Annotated in this window: 15 protein-coding genes; 10 read left to right on the top strand and 5 right to left on the bottom strand. The window is 62.4% G+C overall.

Annotated features, from left to right (window positions below; genetic code table 11):
- Positions 1–183: 183 nt before the first annotated feature.
- Together NR193_RS18100 and NR193_RS18105 are read left to right on the top strand one after the other, a co-directional pair.
- The gene (locus tag NR193_RS18100) at positions 184–1,629 is read left to right on the top strand and encodes a CHASE2 domain-containing protein (protein WP_256752147.1); all 1,446 of its coding nucleotides are present in this window, start codon (positions 184–186) and stop codon (positions 1,627–1,629) included.
- Between the two features lie 89 nt (positions 1,630–1,718).
- Positions 1,719–2,612 (top strand): hypothetical protein, encoded by an 894-nt coding sequence (locus tag NR193_RS18105; protein WP_256752148.1) that lies wholly within the window; start codon positions 1,719–1,721, stop codon positions 2,610–2,612.
- A 150-nt stretch (positions 2,613–2,762) separates the two neighbouring features.
- On the opposite strand, the gene NR193_RS18110 is transcribed toward NR193_RS18105, so the two are convergent.
- From NR193_RS18110 to NR193_RS18120, 3 genes are all read right to left on the bottom strand, one after another.
- Positions 2,763–3,404, bottom strand: coding sequence for a class I SAM-dependent methyltransferase (locus NR193_RS18110; RefSeq protein ID WP_256752149.1), 642 nt, complete (start codon positions 3,402–3,404; stop codon positions 2,763–2,765).
- A 550-nt stretch (positions 3,405–3,954) separates the two neighbouring features.
- Positions 3,955–4,965, bottom strand: a complete 1,011-nt coding sequence (locus tag NR193_RS18115; protein ID WP_256752150.1) for a nitronate monooxygenase family protein — start codon at positions 4,963–4,965, stop codon at positions 3,955–3,957.
- A gap of 64 nt (positions 4,966–5,029) precedes the next feature.
- A complete protein-coding gene (locus tag NR193_RS18120; protein ID WP_256752151.1) occupies positions 5,030–5,464 on the bottom strand; it encodes a monooxygenase in 435 nt (144 codons plus the stop codon).
- A gap of 219 nt (positions 5,465–5,683) precedes the next feature.
- Between NR193_RS18120 and NR193_RS18125 the strand changes: the two genes are divergently transcribed.
- Positions 5,684–7,627: a winged helix-turn-helix domain-containing protein gene (locus NR193_RS18125; protein ID WP_256752152.1), complete on the top strand. Its 1,944-nt coding sequence runs from the start codon at positions 5,684–5,686 to the stop codon at positions 7,625–7,627.
- Between the two features lie 698 nt (positions 7,628–8,325).
- Positions 8,326–9,084, top strand: a complete 759-nt coding sequence (locus tag NR193_RS18130; protein WP_256752153.1) for an SDR family oxidoreductase — start codon at positions 8,326–8,328, stop codon at positions 9,082–9,084.
- A 182-nt stretch (positions 9,085–9,266) separates the two neighbouring features.
- Here NR193_RS18130 and betI read toward each other — a convergent pair whose 3' ends face one another.
- On the bottom strand, positions 9,267–10,130 hold the full coding sequence (betI, locus tag NR193_RS18135; RefSeq protein ID WP_256752154.1) for a transcriptional regulator BetI: 864 nt from the start codon (positions 10,128–10,130) through the stop codon (positions 9,267–9,269).
- On the opposite strand from betI, the gene choX reads away from it, so the two are divergent.
- The 5 genes from choX (at position 10,039) to NR193_RS18160 (ending at position 14,140) form a co-directional block, all read left to right on the top strand.
- Positions 10,039–10,968, top strand: a complete 930-nt coding sequence (gene choX / locus NR193_RS18140) for a choline ABC transporter substrate-binding protein (RefSeq protein WP_256752155.1) — start codon at positions 10,039–10,041, stop codon at positions 10,966–10,968. The genes betI and choX overlap by 92 nt on opposite strands.
- A complete protein-coding gene (locus tag NR193_RS18145; RefSeq protein ID WP_256752156.1) occupies positions 10,969–12,003 on the top strand; it encodes an alcohol dehydrogenase catalytic domain-containing protein in 1,035 nt (344 codons plus the stop codon).
- A 169-nt stretch (positions 12,004–12,172) separates the two neighbouring features.
- Entirely contained in the window at positions 12,173–13,078 is a 906-nt protein-coding gene (locus NR193_RS18150; RefSeq protein WP_256752157.1) for an AraC family transcriptional regulator, read from the top strand.
- A gap of 403 nt (positions 13,079–13,481) precedes the next feature.
- A complete protein-coding gene (locus NR193_RS18155) occupies positions 13,482–13,790 on the top strand; it encodes a hypothetical protein (RefSeq protein ID WP_256752158.1) in 309 nt (102 codons plus the stop codon).
- A gap of 92 nt (positions 13,791–13,882) precedes the next feature.
- A complete protein-coding gene (locus NR193_RS18160) occupies positions 13,883–14,140 on the top strand; it encodes a YMGG-like glycine zipper-containing protein (RefSeq protein ID WP_256752159.1) in 258 nt (85 codons plus the stop codon).
- Positions 14,141–14,231: 91 nt separating this feature from the next.
- Here the strand turns inward: NR193_RS18160 and NR193_RS18165 are convergent, their stop codons facing one another.
- Positions 14,232–15,890 carry an alpha/beta-hydrolase family protein gene (locus NR193_RS18165; RefSeq protein ID WP_256752160.1) on the bottom strand — a complete coding sequence of 553 codons (1,659 nt, stop codon included), beginning with the start codon at positions 15,888–15,890 and terminating at the stop codon, positions 14,232–14,234.
- 229 nt (positions 15,891–16,119) lie between these two features.
- Here NR193_RS18165 and NR193_RS18170 point away from each other — a divergent pair, with 229 nt between their 5' ends.
- Positions 16,120–16,617, top strand: a complete 498-nt coding sequence (locus NR193_RS18170; protein ID WP_256752161.1) for a DUF1269 domain-containing protein — start codon at positions 16,120–16,122, stop codon at positions 16,615–16,617.
- The last annotated feature ends 36 nt before the right edge of the window (positions 16,618–16,653 follow it).

Genomic DNA, 16,653 nt, shown 5'->3' on the forward strand with positions numbered 1-16,653 from the left:
GCAGCCGACCTTATCGGCCAATTGACTCAAGGTTGGCGCGGACTGATGATTTGCCGTTAGATCTGAACGTGCCGCCGACCTCCAAATTCAAGATGCCGGATCGACGTGAACAACGAACCAAGCTCGCATCCATGGCAGAACTTGTTTCGGGCATTTGCAATAGAGTGGCTATTGCTTTGCGCGTTGGCGCTTGTTGTCAGTCTCGTCATGACGGCGCTTGGCCGTCTCGAGACCTTCCGGTCGCTCGACCGCAGCGTCACCGACGTTATCATGCGCGAACTCGCGCGGGAACGGCTGGCCGGTGCCCCGTCGGAAAAGAGCCTGCGCTACGTCTTTGTCAATGTCGGTGAGGCGACGTGTCGTCTCTGGGCGCAGGCCCGCGGTGAGGCTTGCACTTCCGGCTTCGCGACACCTCGCGACGAACTCGTCGAGATGCTGAAAGCGCTTGCTGGCGCCAATGCCGGCCGAACTGCGATGAAGCTTGTGATGCTCGACGTCGAGCTCGCGCCACAGGCGGGTGACAAAGCGAGCGACAAAGACAAGCTGCTGTGCGCCGAGACATATTCGATCGCGAAGTCGATCCCCGTATTGGCCGTGCGGCCGGTGGTGAACGAAGCCTCGAATCCGGCACGGCCGATTGCCCAAGCCTATCCATCCATTTTCGACGACACCACATGCAGTCCCGATGCCTCGCCCTCGTCACATCCAGATCTCTGGTTTGCGTCCCCACTGCTCCAGCCCGATCCGGACAATGTCGTGCGCTCGGTCTATGCCTGGCATCTCATACGCGGAAATACGCCGGCGGCGGCGCAGCGCATTTCCGGCTTTGGACTGCTTGGCGCCGCGCTGACGGACGAAACAGTCGACCGAAGCGGTCTTGCGTGTCTGTTTCCGGCGTCGCGTCCCGGCTCGAGCGCAAAGTGCGAAGCCAAACCTCTCAACCTGGCAAACCACGTTTACGAGCCATCGGACAAGGACGACTTATCGATCCTGCGGATCCTGTTTTCGCTGCCGTCGGATCCGGGCAGCGCAGTTGCCGCGACCTACACCTATGCGCCATTTGTTTTCCAGACCATCGAAGCCTACGAGTTGCAGCAGCGCCTGGGCGAGAACCCGTCGCTGCTGGATGGGGCTGTCGTCATCATCGGCGGCAGCTACGCGGCTTCCGGGGATCTGCACGCGACGCCTTTGGGACTGCGCATGCCGGGCGCGATGGTGCACGCCAATGCAATTCGCGCGATCGCCGCCGGAACCCTGGTCAACGAGTATGAAGGCTGGGGCTGGGAGCTGCTGCTGATCGGCCTTGCCAGTTCGATCGGCGCCGTCTTCCACGTCGCCGGCCATCAGGCACATGAGCGGCTGCGATCGCCTTTCAATCACATCGCCAAACTCGTCCTGGCCGCGCTCTCGATCGTCGTCACCATCCTGGCGGTATTTATTCTTGGGGCCGTTCATGGGTTCGCCAGCCTTGCGGCTGGAACGGCCATAGCCGTCATGTCGCCGATCATTGCCGTTGCCTTCGAAGGAATGTCCTCTATCCTGCAGGTCATCCGAGAGGCGCTCTCGGCGGCTCTGACCTGGGCGCAGGCGATTGGAAGCCGCCCGCATGTTCCGCCGGCCGGCGAGTGAATTCTGCTGACGGGCCGCTAGGGGGCACGATGGTGGTTAGGCGCTTCGAATTACGGAAGGGGTGCGGACGGTCTGCCTTGGGCGCCGCGATGGCGGTCGCCGTGGTCCTGTCCTGTGCGCAAGCTGCCTGGGGGCAGGACGAGAAGCCATCTCTTTGTGAATGTGGCCCCAACACCCGTGCAAGCGTGATCAAGGTCGAGCGGCAGGCCGGCGCGGACACATGGCTCAGCGTCGAACGGGGCCTCGATGTCCAGCCGGCAAAGGCCGGCTGTTTCCTGCAGCCGGGCGATATCGTGCGCCCAGGCGCCGGTGTGAGCGCCGAGATCAACATGCCGGACAACACCGTGCGTCCGGTGAAGTTTCCCGATGTCGTGGAAATACCCGAGGTCGCGGTGACCGGAAGTTTTCAGCGCCTCATGGACTTTGCGCTGGGTATCATCGGCAAGGATTGGCAAGAGACGCGCGACATGGCAGCTGCCATTGTCGGCGACACCCGCGAGATGATACCCGCGCAATATCTGATCATGCCGGGCGTCTATGCCGTTGGCGAACAGTCGATCGACTCCAGCCATACGCTTTCCATCCGCTGGGTCGGTAGCACGGCGCCCTATTCGATTTCCATGGTCAAGGACGATGGCGGCGCCGCGAAAGTGCTGGACGTCACCGACGATCGTTACGCGAACCTGACGATGTCCGGCGTGGCGCCGGGCGTCTACACACTCGAGATCAAAGGCGCCAACGGCATCTCCCTCGAACTGCCTGTCCGCCTCGTGGCGGCGGAGGATGTCCCGCTGCTGGAAGGCGCCACCACCGACGAGCCGTCGAGCCAGGAATATCGGCTGGAAGAAGCTCTGTTCCTGCTCCGGCGCGCGCCCTCGACATGGCGAGTGGAGGCCATCTCGCGCTTGCTGGTTCTGGCCAATGAGAACCAGGATTTCTTTGCTCAAGCCATCGTCGGCCTGGAAAACATCACCAGGAAATAGGCTGCCACGGCGCCAGACAACTGAGGACGCGGCAGTACCGGCGGCAGCCTGGCATTGGCGGGCCGAGATCGTGAGGTATCATTTTCCGGAAGAGCCATTCGAGGCTCCCTGCCTCCTTTCGAAAGTACAGGTTTCGACGGCGAAGCTCCGTCAACTTGTCGGGGGTACCGCGACGCCGGCGTAGTGGCTTCCCAATTGCCAGAAGTGCAGGGGGAACCGCCCGCGCTCCTCTTCAACCAGGCGGAAGCCCGCCCCGCGGATCAACCGCAAGGGATCGCGGTTGAGGTGGCAGCCACCAGCGAGCGATCCCCACGGCCGGTTCAGGCGCTCCTGCCATCTGCGGTGCCGCGGGCCCTCGGCCTGGCCGTGTTCGATGAAGATCAGCCGGCCCGTCGGCTTCAGGATGCGGCGGATTTCAGTCAGCGCCGCCTCGGGGTCCGGAATGGTGCAGAAGGCATAGGTCACGACGACCGTGTCGGCGAAGGCATCGGCCAATGGCAGGCTCTCGCCGCTGGCCCGGAGGCATTCGACGTCGAATGGCAGGGAACAGCTCTTCGGTCCGGCCAGGCCGAGCATAGTGCCGTCTGGATCGACGCCGACCAGCAGCGCCACCCTGGCGGCGTCATAGTAGGGAAGGTTCAGGCCAGACCCGAAGCCGACTTCAACGACAACGCCCTCTGCCCGCGGGATCATGCGCCTTCGCATGTGGGCGAATGCGTTGGCCGAACAGCCGGGGTCGACGAGGTAGGGAGCAATGCAGCGTGCGTACCAGGAAAGGCAGGATTGGCACATGTCTCAGCCTCCTTGCCCGGTGTTCGCGGCGCCGAAAGGCGTGCCATCCCTGAAATCAGGCTCGGCCGTACGATGGTGGGGGAGAGTATCGATCAGTGACATTTCTCGCTCCAAGGGAGTCTCCTGATCGGGCCCGTTCGGCCCGACGTGCCGGGGTACATAGAAGGCCGGCGTCCCCTCAGCGTCCCCCCGCGGCCCGCGTACGGATCGGTGGAGCGATTGGAGCTCCGACTTCTTGGTTTTCCGGAATTCCGTCTCAACGGGTGGCGGGTGGAACTCGCCCTGCGCAAGGCGGCAGCGCTACCGGTCACCCTCGCCGAAGCCGCGGCCCCGTGGCGCGCGCCGTCGCCGCCACGCCTCTGTGGCCCGGGGCCGATGAGGAAGCCGCCCGCGCATGCCTTCGCCGCACACTGTATAAAATCGCAGTCGCCTTCGGCAGCGAGGTTATTACCCACAGCATCAGCGCGTTTGCGCGCTCCGGCTGATCGCTCAGCCGGAGCGCGCGCACTGCCGGGATGATCGTTGCGAATGGATCTGTGAAGGCCGCGCGTCAGGCGGCTTCGACCATGCCAGCCAGACGGCGGAGCACTGACTTTGCCTCGGCCGTCATGCGCCGGACTATCTCGCCCGCAGGCAGAACTTCGTCGATGTTGCCGGCGCTTTGCCCGGCCGTCAGGCATGCCTGCTCGATGTCGCCGTCGAAATCGGGCGTCGGCAGGATGGCGCTGTAGCGCGGCACCGGGATTGTCTGGCCGTTCAGGACGGTAGAGCCGATGAACCGGCCTTCTGCATCCTTGGTGGCTTCGGCTTCCCGCCCCAGCGCCGCACGTGCGCCGTCATTGACGATGGCCCGCATGGGCTGATCGGGCCACTCGGGGCCGTAGATGGACAGGATCGCCGTATCGCCCACATCAGCAGCTTGCACGCGGGCCTTGTAGGCATCGTGCGCCTCGGCCTCCAGCGAAGCGAGGAAACGGCTGCCGCACCAGACCGCGTCAGCGCCGAGAGCGAGTGCTGCGGCCATGGTCGTGCCATCCACGATGCCGCCCGCGGCAAGCAGCGGCAGGCCCGGGAAAAGTCGGCGAATGCGGGGAAACAGCGTCATAGTGGAGGCTTCAGCCCGATTGTGGCCGCCGGCCTCGGCACCCTGGACGACAAGAGCTTCGGCGCCGAGGGCGACCGCTTGCTCGGCTTCCGCGACGCGGCCGACCTGCATCCAGACCTTGATGCCGGCGTGCTTCAGCCGTCCGACATACTCCGAGGTCGGCAGCGTCCAAAAGAAGATCGCGAGCGCCACCTGTTCCTCAAGCAGGACGGATATGTGTTCCTCGGTGACGAAGTCGCCGATCAGGTCGACGCCGAAGGGCCGCTTCGTAAGTGCCTTGGTCTTCCGGATGAGATCGCGCAGGACGTCGGGCGGGTTGATGTCGGAGCCGATCGTGCCAAGCCCGCCGGATTCGCACACAGCGGCCGCGAGAGCGGGACGGGCGATCATCGCCATGCCTGCATTGACGATCGGCGTCGCGAGCTCGAAGTCCCGCATGATAGATGTCGAAATCATAGCCTGTATCCTTTGATGTAATCGAGGGCGGCCTGCGCGTATCGCGCCGTCCGGGGTTTGATCGTCATGGCCGTATCGTCATCGTGGCCATCGAAAGAATTTCCGAAGCGTTGGGTTCGCCGAGCGCGGCCCGCGCCATGGTCAGAACCGACAGCTCGGTATTGACCGAGAAGGCATCGACCACGACCCCGGTAAGCCCCATGGAGGCAAGCCGCCGCTCGTGCTTTTCCCGATATCGGCTCGCCGCTGCGGCATCCTCGAACAGGTAGATGCCCCCGGCCTGCTCCGTTTCGCGGTCTTCCAGCCAGATCTTCCAAACAAGCCCTTCCTGATTGGCGATGTCGCTGGCCAGTGCTTGCGAGGCTTGCGCCAGTTCCTCTCCCCAAGGCCCGGGGAAAGGAAAACGAAACAACAGTGCCGTCGGCATGGCTGCGCGCCGCACACCGCGATCGCCGGGGACGGGCCTGCGGCGACCGATCCTGGTGTCGAGTTCATTCATGATCTCTTTCCTTGTTGAGTTCGATTCCTTCCCGAGACCGCCGTGGCCTTGGCCTGAAGGACAACCGATACCGTTTCCGTGGCCCCATTCGATGCGGATCGTCTGCCATGGAAGGCGACCTTTCCCTCGCCGGAGGCCCTTCTCAGCGCGGCCTTAGTAGACTGAGCGGTTCGATAAGGTCATGATGAGCCGATGAGTAATCGATGAGAACTTTGCTCCATGACTTCGGCCACGATCGCCGACCTGGTACGGGCAGAGCGCCGTTCTTCCTTGGCAGGACGCGATTCGGAATTGCGCCTTCTGCGTCAGGTAATGGCTCCGGGTGGACCGATCATCGTCTACCTTCACGGCCCCGCCGGCATCGGCAAGACGGCGCTCGTTTCAGCGCTCGAAGCTATTCTGCGCGAAGATGACGGAGTCCGCCGGCTCAGAATTGCAGCAGGATCAGTGGAACCCACCCCCTCGACAATCCTGGCTGCGATGGGCCGAGCGCTTGGCAACGAAGTCACTCGAACGGTTGCCGACCTGGCGGATGCGCTGACAAGCATCAAGGAAATCACGGTCGTGATGATCGACGATGTCGATACTTGGCGCCTGGCGAGTTCATGGCTCCGGGCCGAACTCTTTCCTGCTCTGCCCGCAAGCACGCGTTTCGTTTTAGCAGGCACGGCCGTTCCACCGCCGGCTTGGGCGTCGGACTACGGACGGTATTTCGTTGATATCAAGCTCGGCGCGCTTCCGAGGTCCCAAAGCGATGCAGTGGTTGCTGCGGCGGGCCTGTCGCCGGAAACAGCGGAGCGCATTTGGGCCTTGACCGGCGGTCATCCTCTTGGCCTGCACATGGCGATCCACGCCGCGCGCACCGGCTCGCTCGGCACCGCACGCGACGCCGGCGAACTCGCCAACGCCATCCTGCATGCCATCGGAGACACCCAGTTGCGACGGGCTGTCGAAGCATGCGCCATTGTTCGACGCGCGAACCGGGCCCTGGTGTCAGCCATTCTGCAAACTGAAGAGCCGGTACAGCTTTCGCTGCTCGAGGCGGTCGAAGCCCTGCCATTCGCGACGCGCGACGCGGAAGGAATCTATATCGTGGAGCCGGTGCGGCGGGCCATAGTCGACTGGATGTCCGGTGTTGAAGCCGAACGCTATCAGTCGTGGCGCAAGATCGCGGCAGACTGGATCATCAAGCGCCTTCGCAGTTCGGGGCGCTCCGGCCGATGGCGGCAGATGGCCGATCTTCTCCACCTGCTGGAGCAGCCTGCACTTCGCAATGCGTTTTTTCCTCCGGAGGCGGAAGCGCCGCCTGTCGAGGCGGCCCGCGCTGACGATTTCCAGCAAATTCTGGACATCGTCGATCTCCGCGACGGCGGCGACGAGCGCACCCGTATCGAGGCATGGATTCAGCGTCTGCCGCACCGGTTTTCCGTAGCACGAGGACCCGGCGGGGAAGTGCTGGCTTTCTACTTGTTCACGCGCCAGGACGATCCGCACGACGGGCTCGGCGCACTTGATCCTCTCTTTGGTGCGTGGCAAAGCCATCTGGCTGCGAATCCCGTAGATGGGGAAGTCCTGTTCATCCGCCAAGTTTCGGCGAGGGCCACCGAAGCCCACGAAGCTAGCCGCATCGCCTGCATTCTCGACCTGAAACGCAACTATATTGAGCGTTGGGGAATGGCGCGGATTTACTGTTATACCTTTGCAGGCGACCGCGAGCTGCTGCATCGGCTCGGGTTTCGCCCCTTGCAAGAAGCACTAACCGACATGCCGGCCACCATGGTGCTCGAAGTTCCGGGCGGCGACATGATTGGATGGGTCTCGGCTCTGGTCGATGCCGGACCGACGGGAATGATCGATAGGGACAATCTGGATTTCGCGCGCGATCGCCGCGAGGTAGTTGTGGAGGGACACGCAGTCGAGCTGACCCGTCTGGAGGCGCAGGTCCTTGGTGAGCTGATCGATCGTGCGCCCGCGGTGGTACGACGCGAGGATCTCATCGAACGCATCTGGCGACGCACACATGTCGGTAGCAACGTTGTCGATACGGTCGTGCGGACGTTGCGCAAGAAGCTGGGGTCCAGGCGCGATTGCATTCAGACGGTCCCAAAGGCCGGTTATCGATACGTCAACCCGGCACGTCTCCCGCACGCACTTGACCAATAGCTGCCAGACTTCACGATCCGCTTCTTGTTTGCCTCACGCGCATAGTGGTCCGTCACGGTCATCGAGGAATGCCCCATTTTGATTTCTATGACATTTCCATGAAGACCGGCCCTGGGAAGACTTGCCTTTCAGAGCAGGCTGGTTTCAAGCGGCAAGGTGTCTTTCGCCGAGCCATTGGGCCGTGCGCTGGCGCGCCTGCTCGGCGGAAACTTCAAGGCTGAGACCTTGGAGCAGGCCGTGCAGGAAGATCCTATTCGGAATCGGTCTGGCCCAGCGAGCGCGTGCAGTTCTCGATAGACAATACGAGCCAGTTGCTGAGTGCACTGGCGCAGGCCGCGAACTCCAAGAGGTGAGCTTGTTGCCGATCGGCGCGGCCACGGCGGCGAATTGGCCAGAGACGGTTTCCGGAGCCACGATGCCGAAGGCGTCTGCAAGCTGCCGGTAGACCGGAACCACGAACGCCACCGCATAGGTCCTGCCCCGATGCGCGGTGTGGAACACGAAGCAATGGGGTTGCATCGTTCACTGCTATCTCTCGACCCTGCCCGGGGAAGCGACAGCGAGCGCGTGTACCACCGCCTGGGCTGGCAGGCGGAGCGGCATTTCGGACTATTGCAAATCAATTATGGACTTATGATTATATATAGTCCGGTTCGGCTCGGGTATCTTGGCGTCATCACAAACGAAAGGAGATCGCCATGAAAACCGCGCTTATCACTGGAACCTCGTCGGGCTACGGCCTCGAAACCGCCAAGCTTTTTCACGCCAAGGGCTGGAACGTCGTCGCCGCCATGCGTACGCCGCGTGACGATGTCCTACCCAAATCCGACCGCATCCGGATTGTCCCGCTCGACGTTACCAATGCGGACAGCATCAAGGCAGCGGTCGAAGCGGCAGGCCCGATCGACGTGTTGGTCAACAATGCCGGCATCGGCATGTTCGGCGCCTTCGAGGCGACGTCGATGGACACGGCCCGGCAAGTCTTTGAGACCAACACATTCGGTGTCATGGCCATGACCCAAGCGGTGATTCCCCAGTTCCGCCCCCGCCGTTCGGGCACCCTCATCAACGTCACCTCCAGCGCCGTGCTGGTCCCGATGCCACTGGTCGCCATCTACACGGCCAGCAAGATGGCCATCGACGGCTTCACCGCGTCGCTGGCCAATGAGCTCAATCATTTCGGTATCCGCGTGAAGATGGTTCAGCCGGGTTACGGGCCGACGACGGCGTTCTCCCGCGATGCGGGTTCCTATGTCGAGCGCTTCATTCCCGAAGCCTATGCCGGCTATGCCAGCGAGATCTTCGCCGAGATGACCCGGCCGATGGCGCACACCATGCCTGAAGACGTTGCCGAAATTGTCTGGCAGGTCGCACACGACGAGACCGCGACGATCAGCTTTCCCGCCGGACCCGACGCGGTGGCGATGAGCCAAGCGCGCCACGCGATGGCTGCCTAGAGCCTGTTCCATCCCGATGGAATCGGGATGGGGCTCTATCTTTTTGTTTGAGCATGATCTTTCCCGAAAACCGGATTCCACTTTTCGGGATCATGCTCTAGTCCAGGCCCGTCGCCACGTCTGCCGCACCGGTGAATTTGCCGTCAGGTGCGGCAGAGGCTCTTCGCACGATACCCGCAGGATCATGGTCGCCGTCGCCGGGCCTGCTTGGGCTCTCGACCTGGGGGGTAACGCAGCTGCTGTTCTTCCTTGTCGCTCACCAAGGAGCGAATTCCGCGGAAGACCAGCATAATGGCTTCGTCGCGTCCGATGTCGTCGGCGACCGCCTTGCGCAGCCAAAGACCATCGATCAGCGCGGCAATGATAAGGCTCGCTTCGTGCAGGCGCGCCGCATCGAACATCCCGTCAAACACCGAAGCCAGATTGGAGCGCAGCCGCCGGTGGAACAGCCGCTGGAGCCGGGCATATTGCTCGTTCACGCCGGCCTCGGCGCAGACGGACATCCAGGCGCTGGCGATGGCGCGGGTGAAAGCCTGGGCGGGAAAGTTTCCCTCGACGATCGCTTCCAGCCGCGCCCAATTGGTCGGCGCCGCATTGAGCCGCGCGATGACATCTTCCATCAGCAGGCGGTTGTTGTAGCGCACCATGCCGAACAGGACTTCGTCCTTACCCTTGAAATAATAGGCGAGAATGCCGGGCGACATGCCGGCTTCGCGGCATATGCGGGCCGAGGTCATGCCTTGCAATCCATGCTCGAGGAACACGCGATGCGCGGCCGCGATCAGCTCGACGCGCCGTATGTCCTCGATTCTGGTTCGCTTGCCCTGAGTCGCCATTGCCCTTTCTACCAAATAAGAATTTTGTACGCTCATACAAGATTCTATATTGACATATAGCGAAGACGCCATAGCGTTAGCTGGCAGTCCGTCTCGCCAAGAAAATGGGGAATCACAAATGCGCACGACAGTCGTTTTTGCCTTGCTTTCCGGGTTGATCGCTTCACCCGCCATGGCCGCCGATGCGGCGCAGTGCCAGAAGGTCCGCATGGCGGATTTGGGCTGGACCGATATCGCCCTGACCAACACCACCGCCGAAGTCATCCTTGATGCCCTGGGCTACGATGCGTCGCAGACCCTGCTTGGCCTTGGTGTCGCCTACTCCGCCCTGAAGGAGAACGACATGGATGTTTTCCTGGGCAACTGGCGACCGGTCCAGGACGAGGAATACAAATCCTATTTCGATGAGGGATCGGTCGAAGTGCTGGGCGTGAACCTCGAGGGCGCCAAATACACGCTCGCCGTTCCGCAATATGTGGCGGACCAGGGGATCAAAAGCTTCGATGATCTTGCCGCGCATGCCGACAAGTTCGGCAGCAAGATCTATGGCATCGAGGCGGGTTCGAACAAGCCGCTGATCGACATGGTGGCGGCCAACCGGCACGGGCTGGGAAACTGGCAGATTATCGAGTCCAGCGAGGCGGCAATGCTGACGCAGGTCGCAAACTCGGTGGCGGACAAGGGCTGGGTCGTGTTCCTCGGCTGGGAACCGCATCCGATGAACCTCGACTACAAGATCACCTATCTGTCGGGTGGCGACGTCGAGTTCGGGCCGAATTTCGGCGGCGCCACCGTCCGCACCATCGCCCGCAAGGGCTTTTCGGCGGAATGCCCTAACGCAGCCAAGCTGTTTGCCAACCTGGCCTTTGATCTCACTTATGAAAACTATGGCATGCGGATGATCCTGGGGGAGGGGAAATCCGCCGAAGAAGCCGCCCGCGAGATGATCAAGCGCAATCCTGACAAGCTCGCGAAATGGCTGGGCGGCGTCTCGACCTTCGACGGTCAGCCGGGCTTGGCGGCCGTGAAAAGCGCGCTGGGTCTGTAGATGAGCCGCAGCATGCTCGCAGCCGTGCTGGAGAAGGCAGGTGAGCCGCTGCGCATCATGAATGTGCCGCGGCCGGAACCGGGTCGCGGAGAGATACTGGTTCGCCTTGAGGCGAGCGGCATATGCCATACCGACGTGCATGTGTGGCAAGGGCATCTGCGGACGGGGTCAGGGCAACCGGCGACGATTCTCGGCCATGAGGGCGTAGGCAGGGTGGTACAGGTGGGCACTGGCGTCACGAGCTGGCGCCTTGGCGAGCGCGCCGGCGTCGCCTGGCTTCACGATACCTGCGGCCACTGCGACGAATGCCATTCCGAAATGGAATCCTTCTGCCAGGACCAGCGGGCGCATGGCTTCGATGTTGCCGGCACTTTTGCCGAATACGTCGTGGCCGATGCACGTTTCGCCGCGCGCGTGCCGGAGGATGGCGATGCTGCCTTGCTGGCGCCGCTGATGTGCGCTGGCCTGACCGCTTTTGGCGCCGTGCAGCGGGCAGGGGTCAAAGCCGGAGAGATTTGTGCCGTGTTCGGCTGTGGTGGCTTGGGTCTTTATGCGATCCAGATCGCCCGGCGGCTCGGCGCAACGGTTGTCGCCGTTGACACGGACGAGGCCAAGCTCCAGCTCGCAGCCTCGCTTGGCGCCGAGCATACGTTACTTTCCTCGCCCGGTCTGGCCGACAGCTGGCCGGCGAACCTGCGTGCCCATGTCTGCATCAATTTTGCGCCGACGCCAGCAACCTGGGGCGCCATGATCGCGGCAATCCGCCCGCGTGGCAGGATCGTCGCGGCGGCGATGGTCTCGCAAACGGTGCCCCTCAGCCAGGAGTGGCTCACGGCCACCGGCGTCTGGATAACGGGAACAAGCGTCGGAACGCGCGCGCAGATGCACGAACTGATGCAACTGCATCAGGGGCAGCCTCTCGAGGCACAAATAGAGCGCGTTACGCTCGCGGAAGTGAGCAGCGCACTGGACCGGTTGAAAGCGGGAAGTGCCGAAGGACGACTGGCGATTGTCTTCGCTACCCACCTCTCATAGCGGGAAAGATCGCGGCGACCTGGGTGAGCTGACTGTCCCGGGCGGTTTCTTTGACCGCCAAAAGCGGCACGGCACTGTCAACCTGACCAGCCGAGGGATTTGGCAGAGCCAAGTCCTTCTTGGGACGATACACAATTGAAAAGTGCTATTTGTTAGCTAAAGTCCAGAAATGGCCGACCCTCTCTCCGAAGTCATTGAACTGCTCCGGCCCCAGGCCGTGTTCACCAAAGGCATCAGCGGTGCCGGACGCTGGGGCGTCCGCTATGACGATTTTGGCCACCCGAGCTTCGCCATTGTGCTCGAAGGCGCATGCCGGCTAGCCGTCGACGAGCAATCGCCGCTCACGCTGGAGGCCGGCGACTTCATCTTGCTGCCGAGGACGCCGGGATTCACCATGACGGGCTTTGAGCCCGTCATTCCTGAGTTCATCGATCCTCATGTCGCTGCCTCGACGACGGAAGGCGAAGTTCGCCATGGCACCCAGGATGGGCCGCCCAGCGTGCGCATCCTTGGGGGCTATTTCATCTTCGACAGCGAGGATTCTGAACTTCTGGTTTCGCTGCTGCCTGGGCAGGTCCATGTCCGCGGCGTCGAACGGCTGTCGATCCTGGTGAAGCTCTTGATCGAGGAGGCGGCACAGCGGCATTCCGGACGCGACCTTGTACTAACCCGGCTCATCGAGATCCTTCTGGTCGAATCCCTGCGGCTTACACAAACGCCCGACGCTCCGGCCGGACTGCTGCGCGGCCTGGGAGATGTGCGGCTGGCCGAAGCTATCCGGCAGATGCATGCCGATCCGGCGCGTCCCTGGACGATGGCGCAACTCGCAAAGGAAGCCGCACTCTCCCGATCGGCATTTTTTGACCGCTTCAGCCGCAGTGTGGGGGTGCCGCCGATGGAGTACCTCCTGGCTTGGCGCATGGCCCTGGCCAAAGACATGCTGCGCCGTCAGGAAATCGACATCGCCCAGGTCGCCGAGCGCGTCGGCTATGGCTCGGCAAGCACCTTCAGCACGGCCTTCAGCCGCTATGTCGGCCAGCCGCCCGGCCGCTACTCCAAGACGACAGCACATTAGACGCCAGTCATCCCGTGGTTTTGAGGCAAGCTCGCCCCGATGGAACCTTCAGCCGGAGGCATCCTCGTTCAGCGCAGCCTTTGCCGTTTTTCTACGACACCGACCAGCCCTGCAACAAACGGCGGCCGGCGACCGGGTGCGGCGACCTCCGGCTTCAGCCGACACCGGTGCGGACTGCTCGAAAACCATCAGCGTGGCTGGATGACCACTGGGCTGTTGCCATTCACAAAGAGACGCAGGGCCCAGCCACGGGATTTTCGGCTAATTTCTTCGCACGTCCATGCAGATAAAGTGCTTGCGTGCAACAACTCGGTACGTTGCAGGAACAGGCTCTGTGCGATGCGCCCGCGAGAGCGTCCACAGAAGCAGCGACGTAGGATTCTATGGTGGAGTTCGCTTAGCCATGTCTGGGGTCGCAAGCACATTGCTGGTCGTGGAATTTGTCTGCGGCGCGGCAAGCGGAATTGCGCTCGGCCGCCGGGTGCCAAGTTTCAGCCTTGGCAGGATAACAGACGGCATAATCGGCGGCATCGGCGGTCTGCTCTTCGTATGGCCCTCCGCCCGGATTCCGGGTGTTGGACCCCTGATCGGCCACCACGCCGATGGCCTGACGCCGACCATGTTGATCGGAGCCGGCATAGCAGGGCTGCTCGGAGGTCTTGTCCTGATTGTGCTGGCCGGTTTCGTCGGGGCACTCATAAGGGGCTCATAGCCACGAATGAAGAAGATGACGGCCACGCAGACGCTTACCGCCCACCGGGTGGGCCACTGCTGGCGATTGCGAGGTAACGAGGAGGAAACATCATGAGGAAATTAGCTTTTGCTCTTGCAGTCGCCTCGGGTTTGGCAGGCTGCACCAACGCGGAAAAGGGCGCTGTAATCGGGGGAGTTGGCGGCGCCGCGCTCGGCACGGCAGCTGGCGGCAACGACGTGCGAAATGCGGTCGTTGGCGGCGCAATCGGGGCCGTTGCGGGCACCTTGATCGGAGCTGCGGCCGACCGCCGTGGATACTGTCGATTCCGGGATCGGAACGGGCGAATCTTCGAGGCGCCGTGCAGGTGATCGCGTCTCGCGTCTTGCCCAGCTCGCCGGATGCGAACCACGCGTGACTATCTGGCCCGCTGAGGACTCAGGGACCGGGTCTGGTCCGTCGTCATGAAGGGTTTGTGAGCGGCAAACGACCGAGATGTCGTTTCAATTCCGCTATCTGCGCCGGGGACCATCCCTGAACATTCGTCACCTCGATCCAGGCATCTATGTAGTGGGCTGGCGCATAGACGTGTCCGTAGCCGATCGGCGCAGTCGTTGCCATAGCCATGTCGAGCGTGAGCTGCAGGAGTGTCACCACAGGGTACCAACGCAGTTCAGGCGAGACGTCCGGACCGCGCGGGGGCTTCATCCAATCCGGCTCGCGGTAGAGATCGCGATAGTCGAAGAATGTCACCGGGTCGCTCGCATATTGGAGATAGACGATTCTTATTGGCCCCCAAACGGAGCCCGGAGCCGCTGCCACGCCCTCCTGATTCATGAACCGGACAATCGATCCGTCACGAAAACGGGGAAGCCAGGCAGGCGAGCCCGGATTGCGGTCCCTGGTAAACGAACGCCAAAGGCTACTCTGGTAGGGCGGTCCGCTCCACAGCGCGCCCTGGAACGGATCTCCGACCACGTCGAACAGGTCGGTTGATCGTTCGGAGTTCATCGCCCCAAGACTGAGACCGTGCAGATAGAGCCGCGGGCGGCTGTCCTTGGGAAGTCTGATCCAATAATCGTAGACATCCCGGAAGAGGGCCCGCGCAGTATCGGCTCCGTAATCAGGCTCCACAAGCAGCGACAGCCAGCTGGCAAGGTAGGAGTATTGTACCGCCACGCTCGCGACATCGCCGTTGTGAAGATACTCCAGGCTGTCCATCGCTGCCGGGTCGATCCATCCGCTTCCGGTGGGTGTCACGACGACCAGCGTCGAACGCTTGAAACCGCCGACCCGTATCAGCTCATTCAGCGCCAGCCGAGCTCTGTTCTCCGGACTATCGGCGGATCGCAACCCGACATAGACGCGGATCGGCTGCAGCGCCTCCTTGTTGGTGAAAGCGTGTATTTCTTCGCCCGTCGGCCCTTTGGCAACGAACTCGCGCCCCGCCCGTCCCAACTCGTTCCAATCGAGCAATGAGGCGCTGCTACCGGTCTTTTGGGGGTCGGTTGGCTGTGCAGTCTCCGGTTCGATCAGTGCATCGTATTGCCTGTAGGACGAGTCCGCCAGGTGAAGCACGACACGAAACAGCACGCCGCTGGTGATAGACCAGAACAGTGCAACCGAGACGATCACGCCGACGACGTTCGCGACTCTCCTCGGCGCAAAGCGGTTGACCCTGGTCGAAACGAAGCGGGCCGTCCGCTGGAAGAGCCATGCCACGGCGATGACGAGAGCGAACGTCACCAGTGCGAGCAGACCAACCTTGAGCGGGTGTGCGCTTTCGACAAGGTCGAGACCCATCAGCTTCCGGATCGAGTTCTGCCACTGCGCGGCCCACCAGAGGAAGATGCACGCGACGACCAAGCATCCGACGGCGGCGACCAGCCTTGCGGTGCTCAGGCCTCGCGGCGCTGGCAACTCCAGGTAGATGCAAAGCCACTGGCCGAACACGCCGATGCCATAGCCTGCGGCCAGGGCGAATCCCGAAAGCACACCTTGGGTCAGAAAGGTCCGCGGAAGCAGCGTCGGGGTCAGCGAGGCGGCAAAGAACAGCGTTCCGAGAAGAAGGCCGCCGGCCGAGAGCGAATACCACAGCCCGATCAGCCAATGCCGCTTCATGCAGACCTCCGGAGATGTGCGGCTGCGTACCGTTGAGATGAAGTAATCGCGTGCCGCGATCCGGCGCAAGTCGAAGATCTTCCGTCATCCTGGGCTGCAATCAAAAAGGGACGGACCGCCAAGGCGCGGGATTCCCGGCTAATTTCTTCGCTGCGGCAGAGACCTAAAATGCCGTCCCGCAATCTTGAGGGCGCATCTCGATCCCATCGAATTTCGCAGTGGAGGTCCCATGTCCGACCTGATCGCCATAGTCTACCCCACCGAAGCCAAGGCAGAAGAGGTGCGCCAGCGCCTGTTTGCATTGCAGAAGGAATACCTCATCAACATCACCGACGCCGTGATTGCGACCAAGACGGAAGGCGGCAATGTGAAGCTCAATCAGATCATGAACACGACCGTCGCTGGTGCTGTGTCGGGCAGCTTCTGGGGTATGCTGATAGGTGTGATTTTCCTCAATCCCGTCGTCGGAGCGGCGATCGGTGCTGCTTCCGGCGCGCTCGGCGGCGCGCTGACCGACGTCGGAATAAACGATGCTTTCATGAAGGATCTGGCGGCCAGCCTGCAGCCGGGAAATGCCGCCTTGTTCGTGCTCGTTCACGGGATGACCGCCGACAAGGTGCTGAACGCGATCAAGGGATTTGGGGGCGTCGTACTCAAGACATCGCTGGACGAGACGAAGGAGCGGATCCTGCGCGAGGCACTTAGTCAGGCGTCCGCGGCTGTGTAAACCGGAAGGTTTCGCGCCGCTCTGGAAGTGCGTGAG

It is taken from the genome of Mesorhizobium sp. Mes31, from assembly GCF_024519675.1.
Classification (GTDB): Bacteria; Pseudomonadota; Alphaproteobacteria; order Rhizobiales; family Rhizobiaceae; genus Mesorhizobium.

What these genes read in the sequence shown, in the direction of transcription:
- NR193_RS18170 (WP_256752161.1), top strand. Translation starts at nt 16,120, where the DNA reads ATGTCCGACCTGATCGCCATAGTCTACCCCACCGAAGCCAAGGCAGAA.
- NR193_RS18160 (WP_256752159.1), top strand. Translation starts at nt 13,883, where the DNA reads ATGAGGAAATTAGCTTTTGCTCTTGCAGTCGCCTCGGGTTTGGCAGGC.
- NR193_RS18155 (WP_256752158.1), top strand. Translation starts at nt 13,482, where the DNA reads ATGTCTGGGGTCGCAAGCACATTGCTGGTCGTGGAATTTGTCTGCGGC.
- NR193_RS18115 (WP_256752150.1), bottom strand. Translation starts at nt 4,965, where the DNA reads ATGATTTCGACATCTATCATGCGGGACTTCGAGCTCGCGACGCCGATC.
- NR193_RS18145 (WP_256752156.1), top strand. Translation starts at nt 10,969, where the DNA reads ATGAGCCGCAGCATGCTCGCAGCCGTGCTGGAGAAGGCAGGTGAGCCG.
- NR193_RS18150 (WP_256752157.1), top strand. Translation starts at nt 12,173, where the DNA reads ATGGCCGACCCTCTCTCCGAAGTCATTGAACTGCTCCGGCCCCAGGCC.
- NR193_RS18105 (WP_256752148.1), top strand. Translation starts at nt 1,719, where the DNA reads ATGGCGGTCGCCGTGGTCCTGTCCTGTGCGCAAGCTGCCTGGGGGCAG.
- NR193_RS18125 (WP_256752152.1), top strand. Translation starts at nt 5,684, where the DNA reads ATGACTTCGGCCACGATCGCCGACCTGGTACGGGCAGAGCGCCGTTCT.
- NR193_RS18110 (WP_256752149.1), bottom strand. Translation starts at nt 3,404, where the DNA reads ATGTGCCAATCCTGCCTTTCCTGGTACGCACGCTGCATTGCTCCCTAC.
- betI (WP_256752154.1), bottom strand. Translation starts at nt 10,130, where the DNA reads ATGCGGACCTTCTGGCACTGCGCCGCATCGGCGGCCATGGCGGGTGAA.
- NR193_RS18120 (WP_256752151.1), bottom strand. Translation starts at nt 5,464, where the DNA reads ATGAATGAACTCGACACCAGGATCGGTCGCCGCAGGCCCGTCCCCGGC.
- choX (WP_256752155.1), top strand. Translation starts at nt 10,039, where the DNA reads ATGCGCACGACAGTCGTTTTTGCCTTGCTTTCCGGGTTGATCGCTTCA.
- NR193_RS18165 (WP_256752160.1), bottom strand. Translation starts at nt 15,890, where the DNA reads ATGAAGCGGCATTGGCTGATCGGGCTGTGGTATTCGCTCTCGGCCGGC.
- NR193_RS18130 (WP_256752153.1), top strand. Translation starts at nt 8,326, where the DNA reads ATGAAAACCGCGCTTATCACTGGAACCTCGTCGGGCTACGGCCTCGAA.